Source organism: Rhodoferax sp. GW821-FHT07F03, from assembly GCF_059418745.1.
In genome coordinates this window covers 258,670-283,249 of the sequence record NZ_JBWKQM010000011.1, presented here as the reverse complement: position 1 = coordinate 283,249, position 24,580 = coordinate 258,670, and the positions used below count along the sequence as shown (strand labels likewise).

General features: G+C 64.3%; 20 protein-coding genes. 12 read left to right on the top strand and 8 right to left on the bottom strand.

The annotated features are described in order from the left end of the window. Window positions 1-238: 238 nt before the first annotated feature. Window positions 239-574 (bottom strand): hypothetical protein, encoded by a 336-nt coding sequence (locus AC07R0_RS18705; RefSeq protein ID WP_495105950.1) that lies wholly within the window; start codon window positions 572-574, stop codon window positions 239-241. 198 nt (window positions 575-772) lie between these two features. Here AC07R0_RS18705 and polA point away from each other — a divergent pair, with 198 nt between their 5' ends. Next, complete coding sequence (gene polA, locus AC07R0_RS18700) at window positions 773-3,577, top strand: DNA polymerase I (RefSeq protein ID WP_495105949.1); 2,805 nt, start codon at window positions 773-775, stop codon at window positions 3,575-3,577. A gap of 116 nt (window positions 3,578-3,693) precedes the next feature. Here polA and AC07R0_RS18695 read toward each other — a convergent pair whose 3' ends face one another. Next, entirely contained in the window at window positions 3,694-5,664 is a 1,971-nt protein-coding gene (locus tag AC07R0_RS18695) for a methyl-accepting chemotaxis protein (protein ID WP_495105948.1), read from the bottom strand. Window positions 5,665-5,945: 281 nt separating this feature from the next. Here AC07R0_RS18695 and AC07R0_RS18690 point away from each other — a divergent pair, with 281 nt between their 5' ends. The 3 genes from AC07R0_RS18690 (at window position 5,946) to AC07R0_RS18680 (ending at window position 9,878) form a co-directional block, all read left to right on the top strand. Then, window positions 5,946-6,773 carry a ZIP family metal transporter gene (locus tag AC07R0_RS18690; protein ID WP_495105947.1) on the top strand — a complete coding sequence of 276 codons (828 nt, stop codon included), beginning with the start codon at window positions 5,946-5,948 and terminating at the stop codon, window positions 6,771-6,773. A 127-nt stretch (window positions 6,774-6,900) separates the two neighbouring features. Further along, window positions 6,901-8,010, top strand: coding sequence for an FIST signal transduction protein (locus AC07R0_RS18685; protein WP_495105946.1), 1,110 nt, complete (start codon window positions 6,901-6,903; stop codon window positions 8,008-8,010). Then, window positions 8,007-9,878: a putative bifunctional diguanylate cyclase/phosphodiesterase gene (locus AC07R0_RS18680; protein ID WP_495105945.1), complete on the top strand. Its 1,872-nt coding sequence runs from the start codon at window positions 8,007-8,009 to the stop codon at window positions 9,876-9,878. The genes AC07R0_RS18685 and AC07R0_RS18680 overlap by 4 nt, the downstream gene beginning before the upstream one ends. Window positions 9,879-9,888: 10 nt before the next feature. Here AC07R0_RS18680 and AC07R0_RS18675 read toward each other — a convergent pair whose 3' ends face one another. The 3 genes from AC07R0_RS18675 to AC07R0_RS18665 form a co-directional block, all read right to left on the bottom strand. Continuing rightward, window positions 9,889-10,512: a glutathione S-transferase family protein gene (locus AC07R0_RS18675; RefSeq protein WP_495105944.1), complete on the bottom strand. Its 624-nt coding sequence runs from the start codon at window positions 10,510-10,512 to the stop codon at window positions 9,889-9,891. Between the two features lie 13 nt (window positions 10,513-10,525). Beyond that, window positions 10,526-10,993, bottom strand: coding sequence for a DUF4019 domain-containing protein (locus AC07R0_RS18670; protein WP_495105943.1), 468 nt, complete (start codon window positions 10,991-10,993; stop codon window positions 10,526-10,528). A gap of 169 nt (window positions 10,994-11,162) precedes the next feature. Then, window positions 11,163-12,005: an IclR family transcriptional regulator gene (locus tag AC07R0_RS18665; protein WP_495105942.1), complete on the bottom strand. Its 843-nt coding sequence runs from the start codon at window positions 12,003-12,005 to the stop codon at window positions 11,163-11,165. Between the two features lie 258 nt (window positions 12,006-12,263). Here AC07R0_RS18665 and AC07R0_RS18660 point away from each other — a divergent pair, with 258 nt between their 5' ends. Genes AC07R0_RS18660 through AC07R0_RS18630 form a run of 7 tightly spaced genes read left to right on the top strand, consistent with a single transcriptional unit; the run spans window position 12,264 to window position 18,885 of the window. Continuing rightward, a complete protein-coding gene (locus AC07R0_RS18660; RefSeq protein WP_495105941.1) occupies window positions 12,264-13,346 on the top strand; it encodes an ABC transporter ATP-binding protein in 1,083 nt (360 codons plus the stop codon). Further along, window positions 13,343-14,191 carry an ABC transporter permease gene (locus AC07R0_RS18655; RefSeq protein WP_495105940.1) on the top strand — a complete coding sequence of 283 codons (849 nt, stop codon included), beginning with the start codon at window positions 13,343-13,345 and terminating at the stop codon, window positions 14,189-14,191. Before AC07R0_RS18660 ends, AC07R0_RS18655 begins: the two co-directional genes overlap by 4 nt. A gap of 5 nt (window positions 14,192-14,196) precedes the next feature. Then, on the top strand, window positions 14,197-14,988 hold the full coding sequence (locus AC07R0_RS18650) for an ABC transporter permease (RefSeq protein WP_092757996.1): 792 nt from the start codon (window positions 14,197-14,199) through the stop codon (window positions 14,986-14,988). A gap of 2 nt (window positions 14,989-14,990) precedes the next feature. After that, on the top strand, window positions 14,991-15,290 hold the full coding sequence (locus AC07R0_RS18645; RefSeq protein ID WP_495105939.1) for a (2Fe-2S)-binding protein: 300 nt from the start codon (window positions 14,991-14,993) through the stop codon (window positions 15,288-15,290). Next, a complete protein-coding gene (locus AC07R0_RS18640; RefSeq protein WP_495105938.1) occupies window positions 15,287-16,678 on the top strand; it encodes an FAD/NAD(P)-dependent oxidoreductase in 1,392 nt (463 codons plus the stop codon). The genes AC07R0_RS18645 and AC07R0_RS18640 overlap by 4 nt, the downstream gene beginning before the upstream one ends. Further along, window positions 16,675-17,805: an NAD(P)/FAD-dependent oxidoreductase gene (locus AC07R0_RS18635; protein WP_495105937.1), complete on the top strand. Its 1,131-nt coding sequence runs from the start codon at window positions 16,675-16,677 to the stop codon at window positions 17,803-17,805. The genes AC07R0_RS18640 and AC07R0_RS18635 overlap by 4 nt, the downstream gene beginning before the upstream one ends. 12 nt (window positions 17,806-17,817) lie before the next feature. Continuing rightward, window positions 17,818-18,885, top strand: coding sequence for an ABC transporter substrate-binding protein (locus tag AC07R0_RS18630; protein WP_495105936.1), 1,068 nt, complete (start codon window positions 17,818-17,820; stop codon window positions 18,883-18,885). Window positions 18,886-18,968: 83 nt separating this feature from the next. On the opposite strand, the gene AC07R0_RS18625 is transcribed toward AC07R0_RS18630, so the two are convergent. The 3 genes from AC07R0_RS18625 to amaB are packed head-to-tail and all read right to left on the bottom strand — an operon-like array spanning window position 18,969 to window position 23,380. After that, window positions 18,969-20,642, bottom strand: coding sequence for a thiamine pyrophosphate-binding protein (locus AC07R0_RS18625; RefSeq protein WP_495105935.1), 1,674 nt, complete (start codon window positions 20,640-20,642; stop codon window positions 18,969-18,971). A 23-nt stretch (window positions 20,643-20,665) separates the two neighbouring features. After that, window positions 20,666-21,841: an NAD(P)/FAD-dependent oxidoreductase gene (locus tag AC07R0_RS18620; protein ID WP_495105934.1), complete on the bottom strand. Its 1,176-nt coding sequence runs from the start codon at window positions 21,839-21,841 to the stop codon at window positions 20,666-20,668. Window positions 21,842-21,853: 12 nt separating this feature from the next. Further along, window positions 21,854-23,380 (bottom strand): L-piperidine-6-carboxylate dehydrogenase, encoded by a 1,527-nt coding sequence (gene amaB / locus AC07R0_RS18615; RefSeq protein WP_495105933.1) that lies wholly within the window; start codon window positions 23,378-23,380, stop codon window positions 21,854-21,856. 201 nt (window positions 23,381-23,581) lie between these two features. Between amaB and AC07R0_RS18610 the strand changes: the two genes are divergently transcribed. Beyond that, on the top strand, window positions 23,582-24,475 hold the full coding sequence (locus AC07R0_RS18610; RefSeq protein WP_495105932.1) for a LysR family transcriptional regulator: 894 nt from the start codon (window positions 23,582-23,584) through the stop codon (window positions 24,473-24,475). The last annotated feature ends 105 nt before the right edge of the window (window positions 24,476-24,580 follow it).

Sequence of the window (24,580 nt, the reverse complement as noted above, 5' to 3'; positions counted from 1 at the left end):
TGGATATGAATACGCTGGGCAAACCATGAGCTATGTGTTTACTATGTCCTCGCACACCTGTTACCTAGGTACCCGGTCCATACAGCCACGCAAAAGAAAGTTACTGCGCTGCCGGGCGCACTCCCCGGCCAGGGATGCTAAAGGCACAAACCACGAACAAAGGTTCAAGCCCAATCGCCATCCAGCGCAGGATCTACCTGCACAACCAGCTATCAATTTGAGAGTGGTCGCCTACCCATCACCCGCGCACCCGTCCCTCAGGAATCACCAGCGGCGTCCCCGACACCGGATCCTCAATGATCCGGCACGGCAGATCAAACACCTGCTCCACCAGCGCCGCCGTAATGATGTCCTTCGGCGCGCCCTGGGCCACCAGTTTCCCTTGGCGCAGCACCACCAAATGATCTGCGTAGCGACAGGCATGGTTCAGGTCGTGCAGTACAGCGACCAGGGTGCGGCCTTGCTGCCGGTTCAGGTCGCGGAAGAGTTCCAGCAGGTCGATCTGGTGCGCCAGGTCCAGGTAGGTGGAGGGCTCGTCCAGCAGCAGCAACTGCGTGTCTTGCGCCAGCACCATGGCGAACCAGACGCGCAGGCGCTGGCTGCAGGAGAGTTCATCGACCCGTTAGCCATGCGTAGACCTTCAGAGGTTTGGGGTTATTTCGGCTTCTTGCGCAGGTAATACCTGCGTAGGCAGCTATGGTTTGCATAGCATCTGGTGCAACGGCCTTGACCCGTCTGCCGATCTGCGCCACCCGCAGGCAAAATGCCCGCCATGACGAACAAGAAAACCCTGCTGCTGGTCGATGGCTCCAGCTACCTGTACCGCGCATTCCACGCCATGCCCGACCTGCGCGCCGTACCCGGCGACCCGAAAAGCCCGGCCACCGGCGCCATCCGCGGCATGGTCAACATGATGACCAGCCTGCGCAAGGAAGTGCGCGCCGACTACGCGGTGTGCATCTTCGACGCCAAGGGTCCGACCTTCCGCGACGAGTGGTACCCCGCCTACAAGGCCACGCGCAGCCCCATGCCGGACGACTTGCGCACGCAGATCGAGCCGGTGCACGAAGTGGTGCGCCTGCTGGGTTGGAAGGTGGTGGCCGTGCCGGGCGTGGAGGCCGATGACGTGATCGGCACGCTGGCCCGGGTGGCCGGCGACCAGGGCATCGAGGTCATTGTCTCCAGCGGCGACAAGGATTTGAGCCAGCTGGTGAACGAGCATGTGACCATCATCGACACCATGAACGGCAAGCGCCGCGATGTGGCCGGCGTGACCAGCGAATTCGGTGTGCCGCCCAGCCTGATGATCGACTACCAGACCCTGGTGGGCGACACCGTGGACAACGTGCCCGGCGTGGCCAAGGTCGGTCCCAAGACGGCCGCCAAGTGGCTGATGGAATACGGTTCGCTGGACGCGCTGATGGAACGCGCCACCGAGATCAAGGGCGTGGCCGGCGAGAACCTACGCGCCGCCGTGGACTGGCTGCCGCAGGGCCGCCGCCTGGTGACCATCAAGACCGACTGCGATTTGGTGGAGCACATCGACGGCCTGCCTGCTCTCGATTTGCTAGCGTACACCGCACAGGATACGGGCGCGCTCAAGGCTTTTTACGAGCAATACGGCTTCAAGGGTCTGGCCAGCAAGCTGGACGGTGCCGCCGCCGAGCCGGCACCCGCCAAGCCGGCCAAAGCACCCAAGGCCGCCGCACCCGCCGAGCCTGGCTTGTTCGATGAGCCGGCCGAGTCAGCCGAGCCCGCCGCAGCACCTGGCCGCACGCCAGGCTTCGAGAATGTGCTGGGCTGGGAGGCCTTTGACGCCTGGCTGGCCAAACTGGAAGCCGCCGAGCTGGTGGCGCTGGACACCGAAACCAACTCCATCGATGAGATGGTGGCCGAGATCGTCGGCATCAGCTTCAGCGTGACGCTGGGCGAGGCCGCCTATGTGCCGGTGGCGCACAACTACCCTGACGCGCCCACCCAGCTGCCGCGCGACGAGGTGCTGGCACGCCTCAAGCCCTGGCTGGAAAATCCGGCCAAGCTGAAGCTGGGCCAGAACATCAAGTACGACCGCCATGTGTTCGCCAACCACGGCATCGAAGTGCAGGGCTATGCCCACGACACCATGCTGCAAAGCTATGTGCTGGAAGTGCACAAGCCGCATGGCCTGAGCAGCCTGGCCGAGCGGCATCTGGGCCGCAGCGGCATCAGCTTCGAAGACCTGTGCGGCAAGGGCGTGCACCAGCTCACCATCAACCAGGTGGACGTGGAAAAGACTGCCGAATACGCCTGCGAAGACGCGGACATGACGCTGGACGTGCACCGCTTCCTGTGGCCGCAGCTGGAGGCCGACGCCAAGCTGCGCGGCATCTACGAACTGGAGATTGCCTCCAGCGAAGCCCTGTACCGCATAGAGCGCAACGGCGTGCTGATCGATGCACCCACCCTGGCCAAGCAGAGCGGTGAACTGGGGGCGCGCATCCTGCAGCTGGAGGCTGAAGCCCATGTGCTGGCCGACCAGCCGTTCAACCTCAGCAGCCCGAAGCAGATCGGCGAAATCTTCTTCACCAAGCTCGGCCTGCCAGTGGTCAAGAAGACCGCGACCGGCGCGCCCAGCACCGACGAAGAAGTGCTGGAAAAGCTGGCCGAAGACTACCCACTGCCAGCCAAGATCCTGGAGCACCGCGGTTTGAGCAAGCTCAAGGGCACCTATACCGACAAGCTGGCCTTGCTGACCCTGCCGCGCAGCGGCCGGGTGCACACCCACTACGCGCAGGCGGTGGCAGTGACCGGGCGCCTCAGCAGCAACGACCCCAACCTGCAGAACATCCCCATCCGCACGCCCGAAGGCCGGCGCGTGCGCGAGGCCTTTGTGGCGCCCGCCGGCAGCGTGATCGCCAGCGCCGACTACTCGCAGATTGAGCTGCGCATCATGGCCCACATCAGCGGCGATGCGTCGCTGTTGCGCGCCTTCCACGAAGGCATAGACGTGCACCGTGCCACCGCCGCCGAGGTGTTCGGCGTGACGGTGGAGCAGGTGAGCAGCGAGCAGCGCCGCTACGCCAAGGTGATCAACTTCGGCCTGATCTACGGCATGAGTGCCTATGGCCTGGCGCGCAACCTGGGCATAGACAACACAGCGGCCAAGAACTACATCGACCGCTACTTCCAGCGCTACCCCGGCGTCAAAACCTATATGGACGAGACCAAGGCCCTGGCCAAAGAACAAGGCTATGTGGAAACCGTGCTGGGCCGGCGCCTGTACCTGCCCGAGATCAACTCCCCCAACGGCCCGCGCCGCGCCGGCGCCGAGCGCGCCGCCATCAACGCGCCTATGCAGGGCACGGCCGCCGACCTGATCAAGCTCAGCATGGTGGCGGTGCAGAAGACGCTGGACGATGAAAAGCGCGGTACCAAGATGGTCATGCAGGTGCACGATGAACTGGTGTTCGAAGTGCCCGATGGCGAGGTCGATTGGCTGCGCACCGCAATCCCGCGCCTGATGGCCGGCGTGGCCGACCTGAAGGTGCCGCTGTTGGCCGAGGTGGGTGTGGGCCCGAACTGGGACAAGGCCCACTGATTGCCATGATATCGCTATTAAGTTGATAGCTGCCAGCGCAGGTTTTATGTGCGCTGGTGGCTAAAAACTTCTGCTACCAACGCTCCTGGCAGATGGGGCGCGTAGCTAGGCCGGCCTTATTTAAACTTGAAGAAGGCGACGTCGTCGGTCAGGCGCTGCGCCTGCTCGGCAAGGCTGCTGGCGGCCGACGCGGTTTGCTCCACCAGCGCGGCGTTTTGCTGGGTGGATTGGTCCAGGTCTTGTACTGCAGTGGCGACTTCGGCAACGCCCTGGGTCTGTTCACGGGTGGCGGTGGAGATTTCGCCCATGAGGGTATCGATCTTGCTGGCGTTGGCCACGATTTCGCCAATGGTGGTGCCGGCTTCGGCCACCACCCGTGTGCCGACTTCCACCTGCTCGATGCTGGCAGAGATCAGGGCCTTGATTTCTTTGGCTGCGGCGGCCGAGCGGCCGGCCAGCGAGCGCACTTCTGACGCCACCACGGCAAAGCCCCGGCCTTGCTCTCCGGCACGCGCGGCTTCTACTGCGGCATTCAGCGCCAGGATGTTGGTCTGGAAGGCAATGCCGTCGATCACGCCAATGATTTCACCGATCTGGTTGGACGAGGCACGGATGCCGTCCATGGTTTTCACCACCTGGCTGATCACCTGGCCGCCCCGGGTGGCTGCGGCTGCGTTTTCACGCACGATGCTGGTGGCGCCCTGTACCGAGTCGGCCGTGTGTTTCACGGTGGAGGTGATTTGTTCCATGCTGGCGGCCGTCTTCTCCAGGCTGGCGGCATTGGACTCTGTGCGTTGCGACAGGTCCAGAGAGGCCGAGGCGATCTCGTCGCTGGCGGTCTGCACGCTGCCGGCTCCTTCTCGCACACTGGAGGCGATTTTTCGCAAACTGAGCTGCATCGTGCCCATGGTGAGCATCAGCTGCGCCACTTCGTCCGAACCCCAGGGCTTGGGAGCGGTGGTGAGGTTGCCCTGGGTGATCTCGGTCAAATGTCCGGATACTTCCTGCAGGCCGCCCATCATGACCTTGTAGAAGGCCAGCATCAGATAGATGGCCAGAGCGATGAAGAAAATGCAAATGCCCAGTTGGCTGAAGAATGCACGTTGCAGCCGGCTCATACGTTCATCCAGCAGCCCGTTCAAGCGTTCGCGCAGCTGCAGGTCCATGGCGCGTTGCTTGTCCACTGCCGTTGTCGCCAGAGCCAGGAATGCAGCCGGGTCGCCTTTGATGGACTCGCCCAGAATGTCTGTTTCGACAGTCTTGAGCAAGGCTTTTCGGGAGTCGTCTAGGCTCTTCATGTCGAATTTCTTGGCGACTTCGGGAAAGTCTTCTACGCCCAGTCGGAAGGAGTTATCAAACTGCTCGTCAATGAATTCAATCAAGGCGATGCTTTCGTGCAGAACCTCGGATGATTTGGGCGCCAACGCTTCCTTGCTTGCCAAAGTTGCATAGGCCAGACCACGCAGTCGCGCCAATTGTTCTGAGTATTTGGGCCCCAGCAGCACACCCACATTCATCACGTGGTAGCTCTCCAATTCCGGGTCCAGCGAGAGCTGCGAGTCGTCCGCGACGTCACTGATCAGCCCGAGCGCTTCATGGATCACAGCAGAGTGGGCTGCAAACGTGGCGTCAGGGGTGGCCGCCACGGGCGTCTGGGCAATGGCGTTGTGCGCCTTGCTCAGTGCTTCGAATCTATTTTTGGTGCCGCTTGCCGCCGGGTTGAACAGCTTTTGTTGCGCAGCCACTTTCTCGAATGCGGCATTGGCCTTGGTTTGCATTTCGGCCATATCAGCGGACTTCGCGCTGGCCGCGCGGCGCAGGTTCTGTGCTGCAGCGATGTATTCGGTGACGGGTGTCACATAGGCAATGCCTTGCTGTTCGCTGAGGGTGACGTTGATCTGGTCACGGGTCTGTTGCCAGAACAACCAGACCAGCAATGCCAGCGGTATCACCAGCATGATGGATATCCAGGCGGCTTTTGCAGGAAAGCTGATCGACCGGAAAAGTTTGACACCAGGAGCCAGCCAACCGTGGTAGCGAAAGAAGGAGCCGAATCCGGCGTCGTGGGTAGGCTGTCTCGTGCTCATTTATACAATCCCGCTAGTTACAAATAACTACAACCAGTGTAGGGTCTGAATCAGCTGCATTGGTTTGGTCGAGACAACTATGTTCACAAATGTTTTCTCGAGATAAGAACCAGTTGCATGCTGGCCGTAGAGGCATTCTGGATGGGTGATGTGCAGCTTGCAATTCTTTTTACGGCCAGACCCTGCCTGCGTCCAGCCGGGTTGGCTGGCTTGCTAACATCAGGTGACACATATATGTGTACATCGCCCCGCCGAGGGTGGTTTTTTGTTTGATGGACCCCATGACTCTTCTCGCAATTCTGGTGGGCACCCTGTGTGCCGGTATAGGCAGTGTGTGGCTGGCGGCTGCGCTCAGTTTCGGCGTGCTGGCGCGCTATACGCAGCACATGCTCAGCCTGGCGGCGGGTGCCTTGCTGGCCACAGCATTCATGCACCTGTTGCCTGAAGCCTTCGAGAGCCAGGCCGGCGCGCAAGAGCTGTTTGGCACGCTGCTGGTGGGTCTGGTGTTCTTTTTTCTGCTCGACAAGGCAGAGCTATGGCACCACGGCCATGAGCATCACCAGGGCCCGCAGGCCGATGGTCATGGCCATGCACATGCCCATGCCCATGACCACGGGCACTCGCATGACCACCACCATGCTGCACCGTTGCGTACCGGCGGCTGGGCCGTGCTTACGGGCGATAGCGTGCATGCCTTCGGCGACGGCATTTTGATTGCCTCGGCCTTCATGGCCGATGCACGCCTGGGCTGGGTGGCGGCGCTGGCCGTGCTGGTGCACGAGGTGCCACACCATATGGGCGACCTGGTGGTGTTGCGTGGCACTTCCAGCAACCGGCGTGCGGCGCTGGTCAAGGTTTCGCTGGCGGGCGCGGTAACGGCACTGGGTGGTGTGGTGGGCTTTGCCCTGGTGGACCTGCTGCACGAATGGCTGCCGTATTTTCTGGTGGTGGCCTCCAGCAGCTTTATCTATGTAGCGTTGGCGGACCTGATTCCTCAGTTGCAAAAGCGCCTGAGTGCGGCGCAAACTGCGGCACAAATCGCCTGGCTCTTGTTGGGTATAGGTTTGGTGACGGTGGTCAGCGGCCTGGCGCATGGCCACGCACATTGACCCCCGGGTCGGTCAGAATATCTGACTAGGCGATTTCACCAGCACACAGCGTTAGCGCTGCAGGGTAAAAGAGGTTTCGGAGCACCGATGTGGGTGGCCCATAGCCGCCAAAAAAGCGGAGTACACCATGGAAACACTGCAATTTCGTTGGACACCGGCGCAGGGTTGGGATGATGCCGGCCACAGCATGGTTGACGCCCAGCTGGTCTTCGTTTTTGCCGACCACCCGTATTTTCAGACCCCTGCTTGTTTCGAAGCCCTGCGACAGCGCTTTCCGCAGGCCTGCCTGCTGGGTTGCTCCACGGCGGGCAATGTGCAGGGCACTCTTATTAGCGATGGTGATGTAACGGTGACGGCGCTGCGTTTTGCGCGTAGCCGTGTGCGCTTGGTGTCTGCCGAGTTTGGCAAAGACGTGGCGCAGACCACGGCCGGGCTGATCGCCCAGCTGCAGGCCGATGATTTGCGCCATGTCTTTGTGCTGCTGGACGGCGAGCAGGTGGACGGCAGCGAACTCGTGGTCGGCCTGCGCAGTCAGCAAGGCGCCATTACCGGTGGCATTGCCGGTGATGGTGAGCGTTTTGGCGCGAACTGGGTGATGGCCGATGCGTGCGCCCGCCAGTCCTGTATTGCTGCCGTGGGTTTTTATGGCGATGTGTCGGCCAGTAGCACTTGCTTTGGCGGCTGGCAGGAGTTTGGCCCGGAGCGCCGTGTGACCCGTTCGCGCGGCAACTTGGTTATGGAGATCGATGGTCAGCCTGCGTTGGCGCTGTACAAAAAATACCTGGGCGAACTGGCGCAGGATCTGCCTCGCAGTGGCCAGCGTTTTCCGCTGGGCTTCAAGCTGCGCGCCGGCGGCGATATGCTGCTCCGCTCGGTGACGGGGGTGGACGAGGCGACGCAAAGCCTGTCTTTTGCGGGCTATGTGCCAGAGGGCAGCATCTGCCGTCTGATGCGCAGCCATCGCGATGGCTTGGTAGATACTGCGTTCAAAGCGGCAGAGGCCACAGCGGCCAACCTGGGTCAGCAGCAGGGCCTGTGCCTGGTGGTGAGCTGTATAGGGCGCAGGCTGGTGCTGAGCCAGATGGTCGAGGCCGAACTGGAGGCGGTGCAAGACCGGCTGGGCCCGGGCATGCGGTTGGCCGGTTTTTATTCTTATGGTGAGCTGGCGCCGTTCGGTGCCAGGATGGAATGCCAATTGCATAACCAGACTTTGGTATTGACCACGTTGCACGAATGACATTGCCCATGCATCCCTTGCTGGCGCGTCAAATGCGCCGCTACCTGCCGTCTGAATGGGGCGGCGAGCCTGCGCTGCGGGCTTTCCTGCATGCTGTGGACAGCTATTACCAGGAGGCTGACCAGGAGTGCCGCATGCTGGAGGGCGCGATGACGGTCAGTTCGCAGGAGCTGTCGGAAAACATCGCCAAGGCACGTAGCGATCATGCTCTGCTGCGCAGCGTGATGGATTCGATCCCCGATCTGATTTTTTTCAAGGCACAGAATGGCGAGTACCTGGGCTGCAACAAGGCCTATGAGCGCTATATGCGGGTGCAGGAGTCGGAGGTGATGGGTAAGACCGATTTTGATGTACTGGGTGATCCCCTGGCGACCGAATTGCTGGCATTGGATCAAGAGGTTTTACGCAGCGGCCGTCGCCATCTGACCGAGCGCTGGTTTGACAGCTGGGGCAAGCGCCCGCGCGTCTGTCTGGAGGTGATGCGCACGCCGTACTACGACGCCGATGGGCAGCTGCTGGGCCTGATCGGCATCGGGCGCGACATCACCGAGCGCAAGCTGTCGGACGAAACCATACAGCGCCAGGCAAATTACGACGCGCTGACCGAGCTGCCCAACCGCCGTTACTTCCAGGAGCGCCTGGAGCATGAGATGAAGCAGGCCAAGCGATCCGGCCATCCGCTGGTGTTGATGCTGATCGACCTGGACAACTTCAAGCAGGTAAACGACCTGTTGGGCCACTTTGCCGGCGACCAGCTGCTGGTGCAAGTGGCCCGTCGCATCACGGCCTGTGTGCGCGAGACCGATATGGTGGCGCGCCTGGGCGGCGACGAATTCATTGTGTCCCTGCCGGGTAATCTGCATTTGCAGCAGATCGAGACCGTGGCCTGCAAGCTGCTGGAAAGCCTGGCCGCGTCCTTCACGCTGGGCGAAGAAATGGCGCTGATCTCGGGCAGCATAGGCATCACCATCTACCCGGAAAACGGTGCTGATGCGCAAACCCTGCTGAAGAATGCCGACCAGGCCATGTACTTCGCCAAGGCCAGCGGGCGTAATCGCTACAGCCTGTTCACCCCGGTCTTGCAGGAAACCGCCACCAAGCGCCGCCAGCTGATGCGCGATCTGCCCGCAGCGGTGGAGGCGCAGCAGTTCCAGGTGCATTACCAGCCGATTGTGGACCTGCAGACCGGCGCGGTGCACAAGGCCGAGGCCCTGGTGCGCTGGCAGCACCCGGTGCTGGGTTTCATCAGCCCGGCGGACTTCATCCCGCTGGCGGAAGACACCGGCGCCATTCTGGATATCGGTGACTTTGTGTTCCGTGCGTCGGCCGCACTGGTGCAGCAATTGCGCGCGCAGGGCCACGCCGGTTTCCAGATCAGCGTGAACAAGTCGCCGGTGCAGTTCCGTGGACCACGCAACCAGATGGCTGAATGGGTCGAGCATCTGGCCAACATGGGGCTGCCCGGTGATGCGGTGGCATTTGAGATTACCGAGAACCTGCTGATGCAGCTGGAAGAAGGCACCAGAAACCGCCTGCTGGCCATGCGCGACGCTGGCATGCAGATATCGCTGGACGACTTCGGTACCGGCTATTCATCACTGTCCTATCTGAAGAGCCTGGACATCGATTTTCTGAAAATAGACCAGTCTTTTGTGCGCGACCTGGAGGAGGACGCCAGCGACCGCGCGCTGTGCGAAGCCATCATTGTGATGGCGCACAAGCTGGACTTGCAGGTGGTGGCAGAAGGCATAGAAACGCCGTTCCAGCGCCAGTTCCTGCAGAGCGCGGGCTGCGACTACGGTCAGGGCTATTTGTTCTCGCGGCCGGTGCCCGGTCCTGCGCTGGAGGCTTTTCTCCAGCAGCTGTAGGGGGTCGAATTCAGGGCATGCCGTTGCGGCCGTGCAGGCGGTAGCCCGGGCGCAGGTTCAGCCGTTCGTAATAGGCCTGCACCGCTGGCAGCGCGGGCCGCTCAATTGGTGCCATGTACCAGCGTTGGGTGGCCAGGCCCAGCACGATGTCGGCCAGCGTGAAGTCCTCGCCGAGGATATAGGCGCCCGTGTTTTGCAGCTGGTCTTCCAGGATCTGCATATGGCGGCTCCAGCTATGTACGCTGGCGGCGCGCAGGGCCGGGTCCTGGTGGTCCGGGCTGTGCCGCACCAGGCCCATGAAGGCGTAGCGCCAGGCGTTGTTCAATTCGGTAGCCTGCCAGTCCATCCATTGCTCTACCTTCGCGCGTGCTGCAGGCCCGGCTGGCAGCAGGTCCGTGCGACCTTGTTTGGTCGCCAGGTAGCGGCAGATGGCGTTGGATTCCCACAGCACAAAATCACCGTCGCGGATCACGGGCACCAGGGCGTTCGGGTTCAGTGCCCGGAATGCTGCAGTGTCAGTGGACTGGAAGCCCGTACCCCAGGGCTCCAGTGCATAGGGCAAGTCCATTTCCACGCACAGCCACAACACTTTGCGTACGTTGATGGACGTGGGCTTACCCAGGACCTGCAGCATGGGCTATGCCTTTTTAGCGCGGGGCATAGCCCATGACACGCCACTTGCCGTCGGTGTCCCGCACGGTGGCGACGATTTCTTCCACCCCTTTTTTGTTGGCGAAGTCGGTGTTGAAGATCGCGGTGACGTACTCACCGTCAGGCCGTCCCGGCATGGTGGTTTTGTAGACCACACGCACCAGGGTGCGGTTCTCGAATGTGCCAAAGGGCGCGCGCACGCCTGGGATGCTGTCCATCCACTGGCCAATCTGCACCAGGTTGCGGAAGGACTGGCTCGCCGCCTCGTAGGCGCCGCCCCAGTTTTGCTGGTCCAGCATCAACAGCCAGCCGGCGGCGGCCAGTTGGCCGTCGGCCTCCTTGGCGGCTTGTTCCTTGTCGGTGGTAGCGGACGGCGCAGCGGCCTGGGCCGATGCCAGAGGGGTGTACAACAGTGCGGATGCCGCCAGGCACAGGGCGGCCGGGGCTAGTTTCAACAGATGCATAGGATTCCGATGGCAAAAGATGCAGAACCGGCAGTGTAGGCGGACTGTGCGACACGGGTGTAAAGCCGTGTATCCCTGTTGCTCTTGGGCTGTGCTGCGCCTCCCCGTCGGGATATGCCGACAGGATTTACATTTATTTGTGCGTTATTTGCGCGTATTAGTCAGGCAATCAGCCAGGTGCTGGGATTTTTTGCCCGGTGGAGGAGCCGGTCAAACTCTGTGCGGGCCGGCGCAGGCTGGCGTCGAAGGGGTGGATCTTGGGGCTGATGCTGGCGGCTTCGCGCTTCAGTAGCTCGACCACGGTTGGCATGCGGTCGGCGTTGAGGCGGTCGGCAATCGTGCCCACGCTGAGGGCGGCCACGGCCCGGCCTTCGCGGTCGCAGATCGGCACGGCCACGCCGGCCATGCCTTCGAGCAGGCCGGTGTTGCGGCCCGCATAGCCGAGCTGGCGCACACGCTCGATCTCGGTGCGCAGATAGACCTCGTCGTAGACGCCGTACTCGCGCACCCGCGACAGGTTGAAGCGGATCACCTCTTCGCGCTCGGCTTCGGGCAGAAACGCCAATATGGCCAGCGCGCCCTGGCCCACGCCCAGGGCGATGCGGCCGCCCACGTCGCCGGTGAACGAGCGTATCGGGAACGGGCCTTCGCTGCGGTCCAGGCACACCGCGTCAAATCCGCTTCGGGCCAGCAGAAAGATGCTGTCGCCCAGGCTGGCACACAGGCGCAGCAGCACCGGGCGGCACAGGCTGCGCAGGTCGCCGGGGTTGCCGGCAACCGCGGCCAGCGCAAAGAAGTCGATGCTGAGGCGGTACAGCTTGCTGCGTTCGTCCTGCTCGACCATGCCTTCGGCCACCAGCGACTGCAGCAAACGGTGCGTGGTGGCCTGCGTCAGGCCGACGGCGCGCGCCAATTGGGTGACGCGCCCACCTTCGGCCTGCACTGCTGTGAGTGCCCGGATGACGGCAAAGACCCGCGGCACCCCGCCGGTGGCGGTTGAAGGGGTTTCCATGGCACTCTCCTACGGAATAATTTTCTGTGAGTTTACGATAAGTATTTCATTGAACGGAATAAATTAAAGAAAAATTCTGATTAATGGAATACCCGCTGAAAGTTGGTTTGCTTATTGCAATAGAGTGAATTGATATTGCCAAACAATCCGAAGCGGATGGCTGCTCGCACCACCCGGGTGCGCCCGTCCGCAGACCTGGCATACAGCGGGGCTCCGCAAGGCCCCGGCTGCTTGTGAACCGAGAAGAAAGGCCCGCGTATGTCATTCCTCCAGCTCAGCAACGTGACCAAGTTTTACGGCAGCACCTGTGCGGTGTCGGCCATGAACCTCACTGTGGAAAAGGGCGAGTTCGTGTCGCTGCTCGGCCCCTCGGGTTGCGGCAAGACCACCACCTTGCAAATGGTCGCGGGCTTCGAGGCCGTGAGCAATGGCCGCATAGAGCTGGACGGGCGCGACATCACCCATGCCAAGGCCAATAGCCGCGGCCTGGGCATCGTGTTCCAGACCTACGCACTGTTCCCGCACATGACGGTGGCCGACAACGTGAGCTTCGGCCTGGAGATGCGCAAGATGCCCAAGGCTGAGCGCCTCGAACGCGTCAAGGAGGCGCTGGCCCTGGTGCACCTCGAAGCCCATGCCAGCCGTTACCCGCGCGAGTTGTCGGGCGGCCAGCGCCAGCGCGTGGCCCTGGCCCGTGCCCTGGTGATCGAGCCGCCGGTGCTGCTGCTGGACGAGCCTTTGTCGAATCTGGATGCCAAGCTGCGCGAGGAAATGCAGTTTGAGCTGCGCAAGATCCAGCGCAAGGTGGGCACCACCACGGTGATGGTCACGCACGACCAGAGCGAGGCCATGTCCATCAGCGACCGCGTGGTGGTGATGGAGGGCGGCCGCGCCACCCAGATCGACCACCCGCACCGGGTCTACGAGCACCCCAGCACGCGCTTCATCTCCACCTTTGTTGGCAAGGCCAATCTGCTGACCGGGCGCATGGTGGCGGGTGGTGCGCAGCCCCGCGTGGACCTGGGGGCTATCACGGTGGATGTGGACGATGTGGGCTTCCGCCCCGGCGTGGCCGTGCTGTTCAGTGTGCGGCCGGAAAAGCTGCAATTGGTGGACGCCGGCCGCGGCCGGCTGGACGGTACCGTGCGCGAGCGCTTCTTCCTGGGCAGCCAGTGGCTGTATGCGCTGACCACGGCCGTGGGCGAGCTGATGGTGCTCAGCCCCAACGACGGCCGTCCGGCGCTGGACGAAGGCCATGCCGCCGGCATCGACTGGCCCATGCACTGCACCCGCTTATTGCCTGCCGACGAGGCCGCGCTGTCGGCCATGGAGGCTGCATGAGCAAGGCCACGCCCTGGTGGCTGTCCGGCCCCGCATTGGTTCTGTTCGTGGCGCTGCTGCTGGTGCCGTTGGGGCTGACGGCCATGCTGTCTTTCAATGCCTATGACCCGGTCACCGGCGTCAAGGCTGGCGAGTTCACCTTGGAGCATTACGCCCATGTTTTCAGCGACGACTATTACTACGGCATCTTCTGGCGTACCTTCTGGATATCCGGCCTGGTCACGCTGATCTGCGTGGCCGTGGGGGCGCCCGAGGCCTACATCCTGAGCCGCATGGGCAACCCCTGGCGCTCGGTGCTGCTGCTGGTGGTGCTGGCGCCGCTGCTGGTGTCGGTGGTGGTGCGGGCCTTTGGCTGGAGCATGCTGCTGGGGCCCGAGGGTCTGGTCAATGGCACGCTGAAGCTGTTGGGCCTGGGGCCGGTCAAGATGCTGTACACCGAAATCGCGGTGGTGGTGGCCCTGGTGCATGTGATGCTGCCCTTCATGGTGATCCCGGTCTGGACCTCGCTGCAGAAGCTAGACCCGGGCGTGGAAAACGCCGCGCTGTCGCTGCAGGCCACGCCTTTCACCACCCTGCGCCGCATCGTGCTGCCGCAGGTCATGCCCGGCATTTTGTCGGGCAGCCTGATCGTCTTCGGCCTATCGGCCAGCTCGTTTGCCATCCCCGGCCTGCTGGGGGGGCGGCGGCTGAAGATGGTGGCCACCGTGGTCTACGACGAGTACCTGCACGAGCTGAACTGGCCGCTGGGCGCGGCCATCGCCCTCATCCTGCTGGTGGCGAACCTGGTGGTCATGCTCAGCTACAACCGCTTGGTTGAAGGCCGCTACAAAAAGTCACTAGGGTGAACACCATGCGTAAAAACGGCCCTCTGGCTCTGGCGTTCAACGCCCTGGTCATCCTCTTCATGCTGGCGCCCCTGCTGGTGGTCTGCGTGGTGGCGTTCACGCCCGAGAACACGCTCAGCCTGCCGACCACCGAGTTCTCGCTGCGCTGGTTCCGTGCGGTGTTTGCCCACCCGGACTTCATGCAGTCGTTCTGGAACAGCCTGTGGCTGGCCCTGGCATCGGCCACGCTGGCCACGCTGCTGGCGGTGCCCGCGGGCATGGCCATCACCCGCTACAACTTTCCGGGGCGTGGCTTTCTGAACGGCCTGTTCCTGTCGCCCTTGATCATTCCGCACCTGGTGCTGGGCGTGGCCCTGTTGCGCCTGTTTGCGCTGGTCGGCGGGGGCGGCAGCTTTGGCTGGCTGGTGTTCGCCCACGCGTTGATCGTCACGCCCTATACCTTGCGCCTGGTGGTGGCCGCGCTGGTGGGCTTTGACCGCAGCGCCGAGCAGGCCGCGCTGTCGCTGGGTGCGAGCCAGGCCCAGGTGTTTGGCCGCATCACCTTGCCGATGATTTTGCCGGGCGTGACGGGGGGCTGGCTGCTGGCTTTTATCAACAGCTTCGATGAAGTGACCATGTCGATCTTCGTGACCTCGCCCAGCACCGTGACTCTGCCGGTGCGCATGTACATGTATGCCACCGAGTCGATTGACCCGCTGATGGCGGCAGTCTCGGCCTTGATGGTGGCCGTCACGGCCTGCGCAATGATCGTGTTGGACCGGGTCTACGGCCTGGACCGGGTTCTGGTGGGGCGCTGAACATGGGTACCTGGCAACCCCTGTTGCACCGCGTCGCGGAATCTGACCGTGCCGCTGTGCCCTTTACCTTGGATGGACAAGCTGCCAGTGCGCTGGAGGGCGATACCGTGTTGACCGCGGTGCTGACCCACTGCGGCCAGCTGCGCCGCAACGAATTCAGCGGCGAGGCGCGTGCTGGTTTTTGCCTGATGGGCGCCTGCCAGGACTGCTGGATCGAGACCGCCAGTGGCGAGCGCTTCCGCGCCTGCTCGACCTTCATCGCAGCGGGCATGGATTTGCGTACCGGTGGAGTATTGGCATGACGAAAAGCCAGTTGCAGCCCGTGGTCGTCGGCGCCGGCCCGGCCGGTGTGCGGGCGGCCCAGACCCTGGTGGCGCATGGCGTGCGCCCGCTGGTGCTGGACGAAGCCCCACGCGCCGGCGGCCAGATCTACCGCCGGCCGCCCGCGCACTTCCAGCGCACGGCACAGACCCTGTACGGCTTTGAAGCTGCACGCGCCCAGGCCGTGCACAGCGCGTTCGATAGTTTGCAAAGCCAGATCGACTACCGGCCCGACAGCCTGGTCTGGAACGCCCAGGGCGGCCTGCTGGATGTGCTGCACGGCCCTACGCAGACCACGCAAAGCCTGCCTTACCAGCAGCTGGTCGTGGCCACCGGCGCCACCGACCGCGTGCTGCCGATTCCCGGCTGGACCCTGCCCGGCGTCTACGCCCTGGGCGGTGCCCAGGTAGCGCTCAAGTTCCAGGGCTGCGCGATTGGCCAGCGAGTGGTCTTCATGGGTACCGGCCCCTTGCTGTACCTGGTGGCCTACCAGTATGCGAAGGCGGGAGTCGAAGTGGCGGCGGTGCTGGACACGGCCCGCTTCAGCGACCAGCTGGCCGCGCTGCCCGCGATGCTGACCCAGCCGGCAGTGCTGGCCAAAGGCTTGTATTTCATAGCCTGGCTGCGCGCCCACGGCGTGGCCTTGCACAGCGGCGTGCGCCCCCTGCGCGTGCTCGGTCATGGCCGGGTGCGCGCCGTGGTCTGGCATGACGGCCGGCAAGAGCACTCGCTGGACTGCGATGCCATCGGCTTCGGCTATGCCCTGCGGTCCGAGACCCAACTGGCCGACCTGCTGGGCTGCCGTTTCGCCTTTGCGCCGCAGCAGCGTGCCCATTTGCCCGAGCGTGATGCCGCAGGCCGTTCCAGCGTCGCCGGTGTGTACCTGGCGGGCGACGGCGCGGGCATCATGGGTGCGGATGCGGCCGAATGGGCGGGCGAGCGCGCAGCGCTGGCCTTGCTCGCCGACCACGGCGTGGCCGTGGATACCGCCCGCGCCGGGTTGCTGGAGCACAAGCTCCAGCGTTTGCAGACATTCCGTACCGGCCTGGAACGGGCCTTCCCATTCCCCGCCGGCTGGGCAGCCCAGGCGCCCGACGAGCTGGTGGTGTGCCGCTGCGAGCACATCACTGCGGGCGAATTGCGCCGCACCGTGCAAGCCACCGGTGCCGATGAAATGAACCGCCTCAAAGCCTTGTCGCGCGTCGGCATGGGCCGCTGCCAGGGCCGCAGCTGCGGCGTGGCCGCGGCCGAAATCCTGGCCCATGCCACGGGTAAGCCGGTGGAGCAGGTGGGCCGCCTGCGCGGCCAGGCGCCGATCAAGCCGATTCCCATCCACCTGGTGCACACCTCGGTGGAGGTGCAGGCATGACGGCCCAGCGCATCCAGGCCGATGTGGCCATCATGGGCGGCGGCATCGTCGGCGCGTCTGCGGCGCTGGCCTTGCGGCGCATGGGCTTGCAGGTAGCGCTGCTGGAGCGTGACCTGTGCGGTTCCCGCTCCAGCGGAGTGAATTACGGCGGCGTGCGGCGCCAGGGCCGGCCGGTCAGCCAGTTGCCGTTGGCCCAGCGCGCGCATCGCATCTGGGCCAACTTGCCGAATCTGATCGGCACCGACGGCGAGTACCAGCGCAGCGGCCACTTCAAGATTGCGCGCAGCGAGGCCGATGTGGCCGCGCTGGAGAACTACCGCACGCTGAGCCGCGACTTCGACCTGGGCATCGAGCTGCTGACCGGCCCGCGCCTGCGCGCCCACTGCCCCTGGCTGGGCGGTAAGGCCGTGGGCGGATCGCTGTGTGCAGAAGACGGCCAGGCCAACCCGCGCCTGGTGTCGCCGGCCTTCGCCCAGGCCGCCCGGCGTGCCGGTGCACAGATTTTCGAGCGCAGTCCGGTGGACGAGGTACAGCACGACGGCCAGCATTTCACGCTGCGCTCAGGCCAGGCTTTGGAGGTCATAGCCCCGGTGCTACTGAACTGCGCAGGTGCCTGGGCCGGCAAGCTGGCGGCCCAGTTTGGCGAGGCCGTGCCCCTGCAGTCCGGCCATCCGGCGATGGCGGTGACCGAGCCGCTGCCCTTCTTCATGGACTGGAGCCTGGGCGTGGAGGGCGGTGGCATTTACTGCCGCCAGGTGGCGCGCGGCAACCTGGTGCTGGGCGGCGGTGCCGGTGTGGCGCTGGACGTCGACCGGGCGCGGTCTGAGCGCGCAGCCATCGCCGCCTTGTCGGTGCAGGCCGTCGAGCTGTTGCCCGCGCTGCGCCATGCCCACTTCATCCGCACCTGGAGCGGTACCGAAGGCTATTTGCCCGACCGCCAGCCGGTGCTCGGCCTGAGCCAGACCACACCCGGATTGATCCACGGCTTTGGCTTTGCTGGCGCCGGTTTCCAGATCGGTCCGGCGGTGGGCGAGGTGCTGGCCGAGCTGGCCCGCGACGGCCGCAGCAGCACGCCGATAGACCCCTTTTCCATCCAACGTTTTTCTTCCGCACCCACCACCCCCTGAAAGGATTTCACCATGTCCCATGTATTCCATTCACGCACTCTGCGCCGGGGGCTGGTAGCCGTCGCGGCCGCCACCGCCCTGCTCGGCAGCGGACTTGCCAGTGCCCAGACCAAGACGCTGTACATAGGCATGAACGGCGGCACCATGGAGAAGGCGTACACGCAGTACGTGTTCCCGGCGTTCGAGAAGCTGCACAACGTCAAGGTGGTGGTGGTGCCGGGCACTTCGTCCGACATCCTGGCCAAGGCCCAGGCCAACAAGGACAAGCCACAGATGCATGTGATGTTCCTGGACGACGGCATCATGGTGCGCGCCATCGGCATGGGCCTGTGCCAGAAGCAGCGGCCCAACCCCTCGCTGGCCGAGATCTACCCGGCCGCCCACTTTAAGGACGACATGGCCAGCGGCGTCAGCCTGGGCATGACCGGCCTGGCCTACAACGCCAAGATGTTCAAGGAAAAGGGCTGGGCCGCACCCACCTCGTGGATGGACCTGGCCGATCCCAAGTTCAAGGGCAAGGTGGTATTCCAGTCGGTATCGTCTTCGTCCTTCGGCCTGCACGGCTTCTTGATGTTCAACCGCATCCAGGGCGGCAACGACAAGAACGTCGAGCCCGGCTTCAAGGCCTGGCCAACCATGATCGGCCCGAACGTGCTGGAGTACATCCCCAGTTCGGCCAAGCTGTCGGAAATGGTGCAGACCGGCGAGGCGGCGATCTTCCCCTTAACCCCCACCACAGTGGCGGCCATGAAGTCCAAAGGCGTTCCCGTGGAGTACGCACAGCCCAAAGAGGGCTCGGTGGTGCTGCTGGTGGGGCAGTGCGTGATTGCCAATAACAGCGAACCCGAGCTGTCGCAGAAGTTGGCCGAGTTCTTGTTGAGTCCGTTGGCCCAAGCCAATGTGCTGCAATTTGGCGCGCAGATTCCGACCAATCCGAAAGCCCCTGCCGTGGGCGAGGGCGCGACGCAGGTGGCCGAGATCAACAAGTGGATGAAGAGCGCCGTGACCCTGGACTGGGATAGCGTCAACGCAAACCGCCCGGCCTGGAACGCGCGCTGGAACAAGACCATCGAGCGCTGAAAACGACGGTGCTACATATTTAGTAGCTGCTAGCGCACGTTCTACCTGCGCTAGAGGTTGATTTTCTTTGACTTGTGGAGAGCCTAGTTCCGCGCGGCTTGCCGGATACTCTGCAGCGTGCTGGTGGGCGTGATGGCTTCCGGGTCGAGCAGGCAGTGCAGGATGGCCGGCTTGCCACTGGCCCGTGCCCTGGCTAGTGCCGGCGCAAATTCGGCGGTGCTCCTGACGCATTCGCCATGGCCGCCGAAGACTTCGGCATAGCCCTTGAAATCCGGGTTCTTCAGCTGGGTGGCGCTGACGCGGCCGGGGTAGTGTTTCTCCTGGTGCATGCGAATGGTGCCGTACATGGCGTTGTCCAGCAGTACCACGATGATGGGCAGGCCGTATTGCACGGCGGTGGCGAACTCCTGGCCGTGCATCAGGAAGTCGCCGTCGCCCGCAAATACCACCACCTCGCGCTGCGGCCACAGGCGCTTGGCACCCACGCCGGCCGGCAGGCCATAGCCCATGGAGCCGCTGGTGGGCGCCAACTGGCTGGCGTAGGTGGTGAACGGCCAGAAGCGGTGCACCCAGGTGGCAAAGTTGCCGGCACCGTTGCAGAAGATGGTGTCGGCGGGCAACGTCTCGCGCAGATGGGCCATAACCGCACCCATTTGCAGTGGGCCAGGAATCTGGATGGGTGCTGGGTCGCTCCAGCGCAGATAGTCTGCGTGCGCCTCCTCCGTGTCTGCCGCCCATACCGGCGTAGACCCGGGTTGCAGTGTGCTTACGGCTGCGGCAAAGGCCTGCGGCGTGGCGTGGATGGACTGGGTGGCACGGTACAGCTTGCCGAACTCATCCGCATCGGCAAACACGTGCACCAGTGCCTGCGCGGGTGTGGGAATGGCCAGCAGTTCATAGCCTTGCGATGGCACCTCGGACAGGCGTCCGCCGACCAGCAGGACCAGATCCGCCTCGCGGATGCGCGCCAGCAGCCGCGGGTTGGCACCCAGGCCCAGGTCGCCCGCGTAGCAGCGGTGACCGTGGTCGAACAGCATCTGGCGGCGGAACGAGCAGAACACCGGTAGCGAGAACGCTTCGGCGAAGGCCTTGAACTGCTGTACCGCGGCGTCGCTCCAGCGGCTGCCGCCGAGGATAACCACCGGGTGCTGGGCCGCGGCCAGGCGTCGTTGTAGTTCTGTCAGTGGGCCGGGGCCGGGGTAGGTTTCGGTAACTGCGTAGGGCAGGGCATCGGCCACCGTGGTGGCCTCGGTCAGCATGTCTTCGGGCAGGGCGATCACCACCGGGCCGGGCCGCCCGGATGTGGCGATGTGGAAGGCGCGCGACACCAGCTCGGGCAGGCGCTTCGGGTCGTCGATTTGCACCACCCATTTGGCCATGCTGCCAAACACTGCGTTGTAGTCCAGCTCTTGAAACGCTTCGCGGCCCAACGCTTCACGCGCGACCTGGCCGACGAACAGCAGCAGCGGCGTGGAGTCCTGGTGCGCGATGTGCACGCCTGCCGCCGCGTTGGTGGCGCCCGGGCCGCGCGTAACAAAGCACACGCCGGGTTGACCTGTGAGTTTTCCTTGTGCCTCGGCCATCATGGCCGCGCCGCCTTCCTGGCGGCATACCGACACGGCGATGGACGCATCGTGCAAGGCATCCAGCACCGCCAGAAAGCTTTCGCCGGGTACGCAAAAGAGCTGCTGTACGCCATGGGCCAGCAGTTGGTCAACGAGGATCTGGCCGCCGGTACGGCTGTGCATGGGGGGCATGGCAGGGGTGGGAATTGAGGGCATCAGATAACGTTTTTTTCCAGCAGCGGGCGTTGGTCCACGATGCGCTGGATGGAAATGGGTGACAGGTCCAGGCTCTGGTAGCGGCCGGTGAGCATCAGCTCGGCCATGCCCCGGCCCACGGCCGGGCACTGCTGCAGGCCGTGGCCGGAAAAGCCGTTGGCAAACACCAGGTTGTCGCAGCGGGGATGCAGGCCGACGATGGCGTTGTGGTCGAAGGTGTTCATCTCGTAGTAGCCGGCCCAGGCGCTTTGCAGGCGCAGCGCTTCGAAGCCCGGTATGCGCTCAGCCAGCGTGGGCCAGATATGGTCTTCAAATGCGTGGTAGTCGGGCTCCAGCGGCGCGAAGTCGGCGTCCTGGTCGGCGGGCGGCGCAAAGCCGGCGATGAAGCCCTTGCCTTCGGGGCGCAGCCAGATGCCGCTGGTATCTATGAGCAGCGGGCAGTTGGGTAGTTGCGCGGGGCTGGAGAGGTTGAACACCGTGCGGCGCTTGCCCACCACGGGTAGCGCAATGCCCGCCCAGCCGGCAATGGCCGCTGCCCAGGGGCCGCCCGCATTCACGGCAAAGCGGCAGGGCAGCGTACCGCCGCTTTTCAGCCGCACGGCAGACACATGCTGCACGCCGTCGCTGCGGGCCATATCCAGCCCAACGGCCTCGTCGGCGATGTAGCGTACGCCCTGGCTTTGCGCCTTTTTGCGCAGCGCGGCGAGCAGCAGGTAGCCGTCGAACCAGCCCTCGCCCGACAGGCCCAGCGAGCCCAGTGCCACGTCGTGCAGCGCCAGCCACGGAAAGCGCTCTTGCAATTGAGCCAGGCTGAGCAGCGCGATGTCGGCACCATGCTGCGTTTGCAGCGCATGGTTTTCGCGCAGCGTGGCCTCGCCCGCGGCGGTGGCCAGGTACAGGTAGCCGCCTTCGTGCAGGCCGATGTCCGGCGTGTCGCCATGGCAGGCCAGCAGTGTGCCCACCTGGCGCAAAAAGTCGATGCCGTAGGCCGAGATGCGGATGTTGATGTCGGTGGAGAACTGCTGGCGTATGGAGCTGGCCGACAGCGCCGACGACGCTTGCGCATACGTCGGGTCGCGCTCCAACACCACCACCGGACAGCCCGGTTGCTGCAGTGTGAGGAAGTAGGCAATGGCGCTGCCGATTACGCCGCCGCCGATGACCACGATGGGCATGGGAGCCACGCGTTAAATGTCGAACTTCACGCCCTGTGCCAGTGGCAATGCGGTCGAGTAGTTGATGGTGTTGGTGGCGCGGCGCATATAGGCCTTCCAGCTGTCCGAACCCGATTCGCGGCCGCCGCCGGTTTCCTTCTCGCCGCCAAACGCGCCGCCAATCTCGGCGCCGCTCGGGCCGATGTTGACGTTGGCAATGCCGCAGTCCGAGCCATTGCTGGCCATGAAGCGCTCGGCCTCGCGCATGTTCAGCGTGAAGATGGACGAGGACAGGCCCGCGCCCACCGCGTTGTGCCAATCGATAGCCTGGTCCAGCGACTGGTAGCGTACTACGTACAGGATGGGCGCAAAGGTTTCGCGCAGCACCGGGCCGGCGTGGTCCTGCAACTCGACCAGGGCCGGGCGCACGTAGTAGGCCGCGCCGCCGGCAACGTCTTCCACCCGCGCACCTCCGTGCACCGTGGCGCCCAGGGCGCGGCTTTCCTCCAGGGCTTTCTGCATGCCATCAAAAGCGGCGCGGTCGATCAGCGGGCCGACCAGGGTGCCTGCCGTGCGCGGGTCGCCCACCTGTACCTTGGCGTAGACCTTGGCCAGCTGCGGCACCAGGGTGTCGTAGACGCTGTCGTGCACGAACAAGCGGCGCAGAGTGGTGCAACGCTGGCCGGCCGTGCCCATGGCGGCAAAGGCGATGCCGCGCAGCGCCAGGTCCAGGTCGGCCGAGGGGGTGACGATGGCGGCGTTGTTGCCACCCAGCTCCAGGATCGCGCGCGCAAAGCGGCCGGCCAGGCGCGGCGCCACGGCCTTGCCCATGGCGGTGGAGCCGGTGGCCGACAGCACTTTGACATGCTCGTCGTCGACCAGCACTTCGCCGATGTCGCGCTGGCCGACCAGCAGCTCCAGCAGGCCTACGGGCGCATCGCCGAAGCGGGCCAGTGCGCGCTGGGCAATCGCCATGGTGGCCAGGGCGGTGAGCGGGGTTTTCTCGGACGGCTTCCACACTACCGAATCACCGCAGACCAGGGCCAGCGCGGCGTTCCAGCACCATACGGCGACCGGGAAGTTGAAGGCCGAGATCACGCCCACCACGCCCATGGGATGCCAGGTTTCCATCATGCGGTGTTCGGCGCGCTCGGTGGCAATCGTCAGGCCGTACAGCTGGCGCGACAGGCCGACGGCGAAGTCGCAGATGTCGATCATCTCCTGCACTTCGCCCGCGCCTTCGCTCGGTACCTTGCCGACTTCCAGCGTCACCAGCAGGCCCAGGTCGGCCTTGGCGGCGCGCAGCTCTTCGCCCAGCAGGCGCACCAGCTCGCCGCGGCGCGGCGCGGGCACGTTGCGCCAAGCCTGGTAGGCGGCGTGGGCGCGGGCGATGGCGGCTGTGGCGTCGGCGGCCGAGGTTTGTGGCAAGTTGGCAATCGTCTCGCCCGAGATCGGCGAGCGCACGGCCAGGGTGCCGCCGGTATAGGCGGCGCGCGGCACACCCAGGCGTTGCAGCAGCTGGTCGACTTCAGAAGGGAGGGCGGTAATGGCTTCGGACATGGTGCGATGGACGGGTATGGAAAAGTGGCCCCAATATCCTCCAATACTGCCCGCTTGCATAGCGACAAATTCGAAGGACTTGATGCGAAAATGGAATCAAGTGCTTGCAAAGATGCTAGCTGCTTGCGCAGGAGAAATCTGCGCTGAAGACTGAAATTGCTTGAAAGCAGCAACCCTGCTTCATTCCTCAGGGGCATAACCATGTTTCGTAAAACCTTTCTGCCGCCGGTGGCGGATTTGCTGGCCTTCGAAGCCGCCGCCCGCCACACCAGCATCTCGCGTGCGGCCGAAGAGCTGCACCTGACGCAAAGCGCGGTGTCGCGCCAGATCCGCCAGCTGGAGCTGCAGCTGGGCATGGCCTTGTTCCACCGGGTGCGCCAGCGCGTGGTGCTCACCGACGCGGGCCGGATCTACGCGGCCGACGTGCGCGCCGTGCTGCAGCAATTGGCTGGCGCCACGCAGAAGGCCATGGCCTATTCCGACGGCGGTGGCCTACTGAATCTGGCTGTGCTGCCCACCTTCGGCACCCGCTGGCTGATCCCCCGGCTGGGTGACTTTGCGGCGCACCACCCGGATGTCACCGTCAACATCGCCGCCCGCAGCGAGCCCTTCGACTTTGCCCAGGAGCCGCTGGACGCTGCCATTCACTTCGGCGCGCCGCTGTGGGCCGGCGCGGTGTGTGAATACCTGATGCACGAGCAGGTCGTGCCCGTCTGCAGCCCCGCCTACCAGCGCCAGCACGGCGTGAACCAGGTGCAGGATTTGTCCACAGTAGTTTTGTTGCAGCAAACCACCCGCCCCACCCAGTGGGCTGACTGGTTTGAACAGGTCGGCGCCGACGGCGTGCACGCCCTGCGCGGCCCGCGCTACGAGCAGTTCGCCATGATTGCGCAGGCGGCGGTCTCGGGCCTGGGGGCTGCGCTGCTGCCGCGCTTTCTGGTCGAGGCCGAGATCGCGTCCGGCGCGCTGGTGCAGTTGTTTCCGCAGGCGCTGGACAGTAGCGACGCCTACTACTTGGTCTACCCCGAGTCGCGGGCCGAGGCGCCGCTGGTACGGGCGTTTCGGGACTGGATTCGGGCGGCGGCGGGGGCTTGATGCCGCGATGGTGCCAGCAGTGTGGCTCTAATTTTTTCTTGCATTGTGGCGCTGGCGAAGGAGCCAGCTTGTGCGTACCCTTGGCGCTTCAATGAATGGAGTTGC

Excerpts from the sequence above, each read along its gene's own strand:
- AC07R0_RS18680 (WP_495105945.1), top strand. The coding sequence starts at position 8,007 with ATGACATTGCCCATGCATCCCTTGCTGGCGCGTCAAATGCGCCGCTAC.
- AC07R0_RS18705 (WP_495105950.1), bottom strand. The coding sequence starts at position 574 with ATGGTGCTGGCGCAAGACACGCAGTTGCTGCTGCTGGACGAGCCCTCC.
- AC07R0_RS18660 (WP_495105941.1), top strand. The coding sequence starts at position 12,264 with ATGTCATTCCTCCAGCTCAGCAACGTGACCAAGTTTTACGGCAGCACC.
- AC07R0_RS18635 (WP_495105937.1), top strand. The coding sequence starts at position 16,675 with ATGACGGCCCAGCGCATCCAGGCCGATGTGGCCATCATGGGCGGCGGC.
- AC07R0_RS18695 (WP_495105948.1), bottom strand. The coding sequence starts at position 5,664 with ATGAGCACGAGACAGCCTACCCACGACGCCGGATTCGGCTCCTTCTTT.
- AC07R0_RS18675 (WP_495105944.1), bottom strand. The coding sequence starts at position 10,512 with ATGCTGCAGGTCCTGGGTAAGCCCACGTCCATCAACGTACGCAAAGTG.
- AC07R0_RS18685 (WP_495105946.1), top strand. The coding sequence starts at position 6,901 with ATGGAAACACTGCAATTTCGTTGGACACCGGCGCAGGGTTGGGATGAT.
- AC07R0_RS18640 (WP_495105938.1), top strand. The coding sequence starts at position 15,287 with ATGACGAAAAGCCAGTTGCAGCCCGTGGTCGTCGGCGCCGGCCCGGCC.
- AC07R0_RS18625 (WP_495105935.1), bottom strand. The coding sequence starts at position 20,642 with ATGCCCCCCATGCACAGCCGTACCGGCGGCCAGATCCTCGTTGACCAA.
- amaB (WP_495105933.1), bottom strand. The coding sequence starts at position 23,380 with ATGTCCGAAGCCATTACCGCCCTCCCTTCTGAAGTCGACCAGCTGCTG.
- AC07R0_RS18620 (WP_495105934.1), bottom strand. The coding sequence starts at position 21,841 with ATGCCCATCGTGGTCATCGGCGGCGGCGTAATCGGCAGCGCCATTGCC.
- AC07R0_RS18645 (WP_495105939.1), top strand. The coding sequence starts at position 14,991 with ATGGGTACCTGGCAACCCCTGTTGCACCGCGTCGCGGAATCTGACCGT.
- AC07R0_RS18630 (WP_495105936.1), top strand. The coding sequence starts at position 17,818 with ATGTCCCATGTATTCCATTCACGCACTCTGCGCCGGGGGCTGGTAGCC.
- AC07R0_RS18650 (WP_092757996.1), top strand. The coding sequence starts at position 14,197 with ATGCGTAAAAACGGCCCTCTGGCTCTGGCGTTCAACGCCCTGGTCATC.
- AC07R0_RS18610 (WP_495105932.1), top strand. The coding sequence starts at position 23,582 with ATGTTTCGTAAAACCTTTCTGCCGCCGGTGGCGGATTTGCTGGCCTTC.
- AC07R0_RS18690 (WP_495105947.1), top strand. The coding sequence starts at position 5,946 with ATGACTCTTCTCGCAATTCTGGTGGGCACCCTGTGTGCCGGTATAGGC.
- AC07R0_RS18655 (WP_495105940.1), top strand. The coding sequence starts at position 13,343 with ATGAGCAAGGCCACGCCCTGGTGGCTGTCCGGCCCCGCATTGGTTCTG.
- AC07R0_RS18670 (WP_495105943.1), bottom strand. The coding sequence starts at position 10,993 with ATGCATCTGTTGAAACTAGCCCCGGCCGCCCTGTGCCTGGCGGCATCC.
- AC07R0_RS18665 (WP_495105942.1), bottom strand. The coding sequence starts at position 12,005 with ATGGAAACCCCTTCAACCGCCACCGGCGGGGTGCCGCGGGTCTTTGCC.
- polA (WP_495105949.1), top strand. The coding sequence starts at position 773 with ATGACGAACAAGAAAACCCTGCTGCTGGTCGATGGCTCCAGCTACCTG.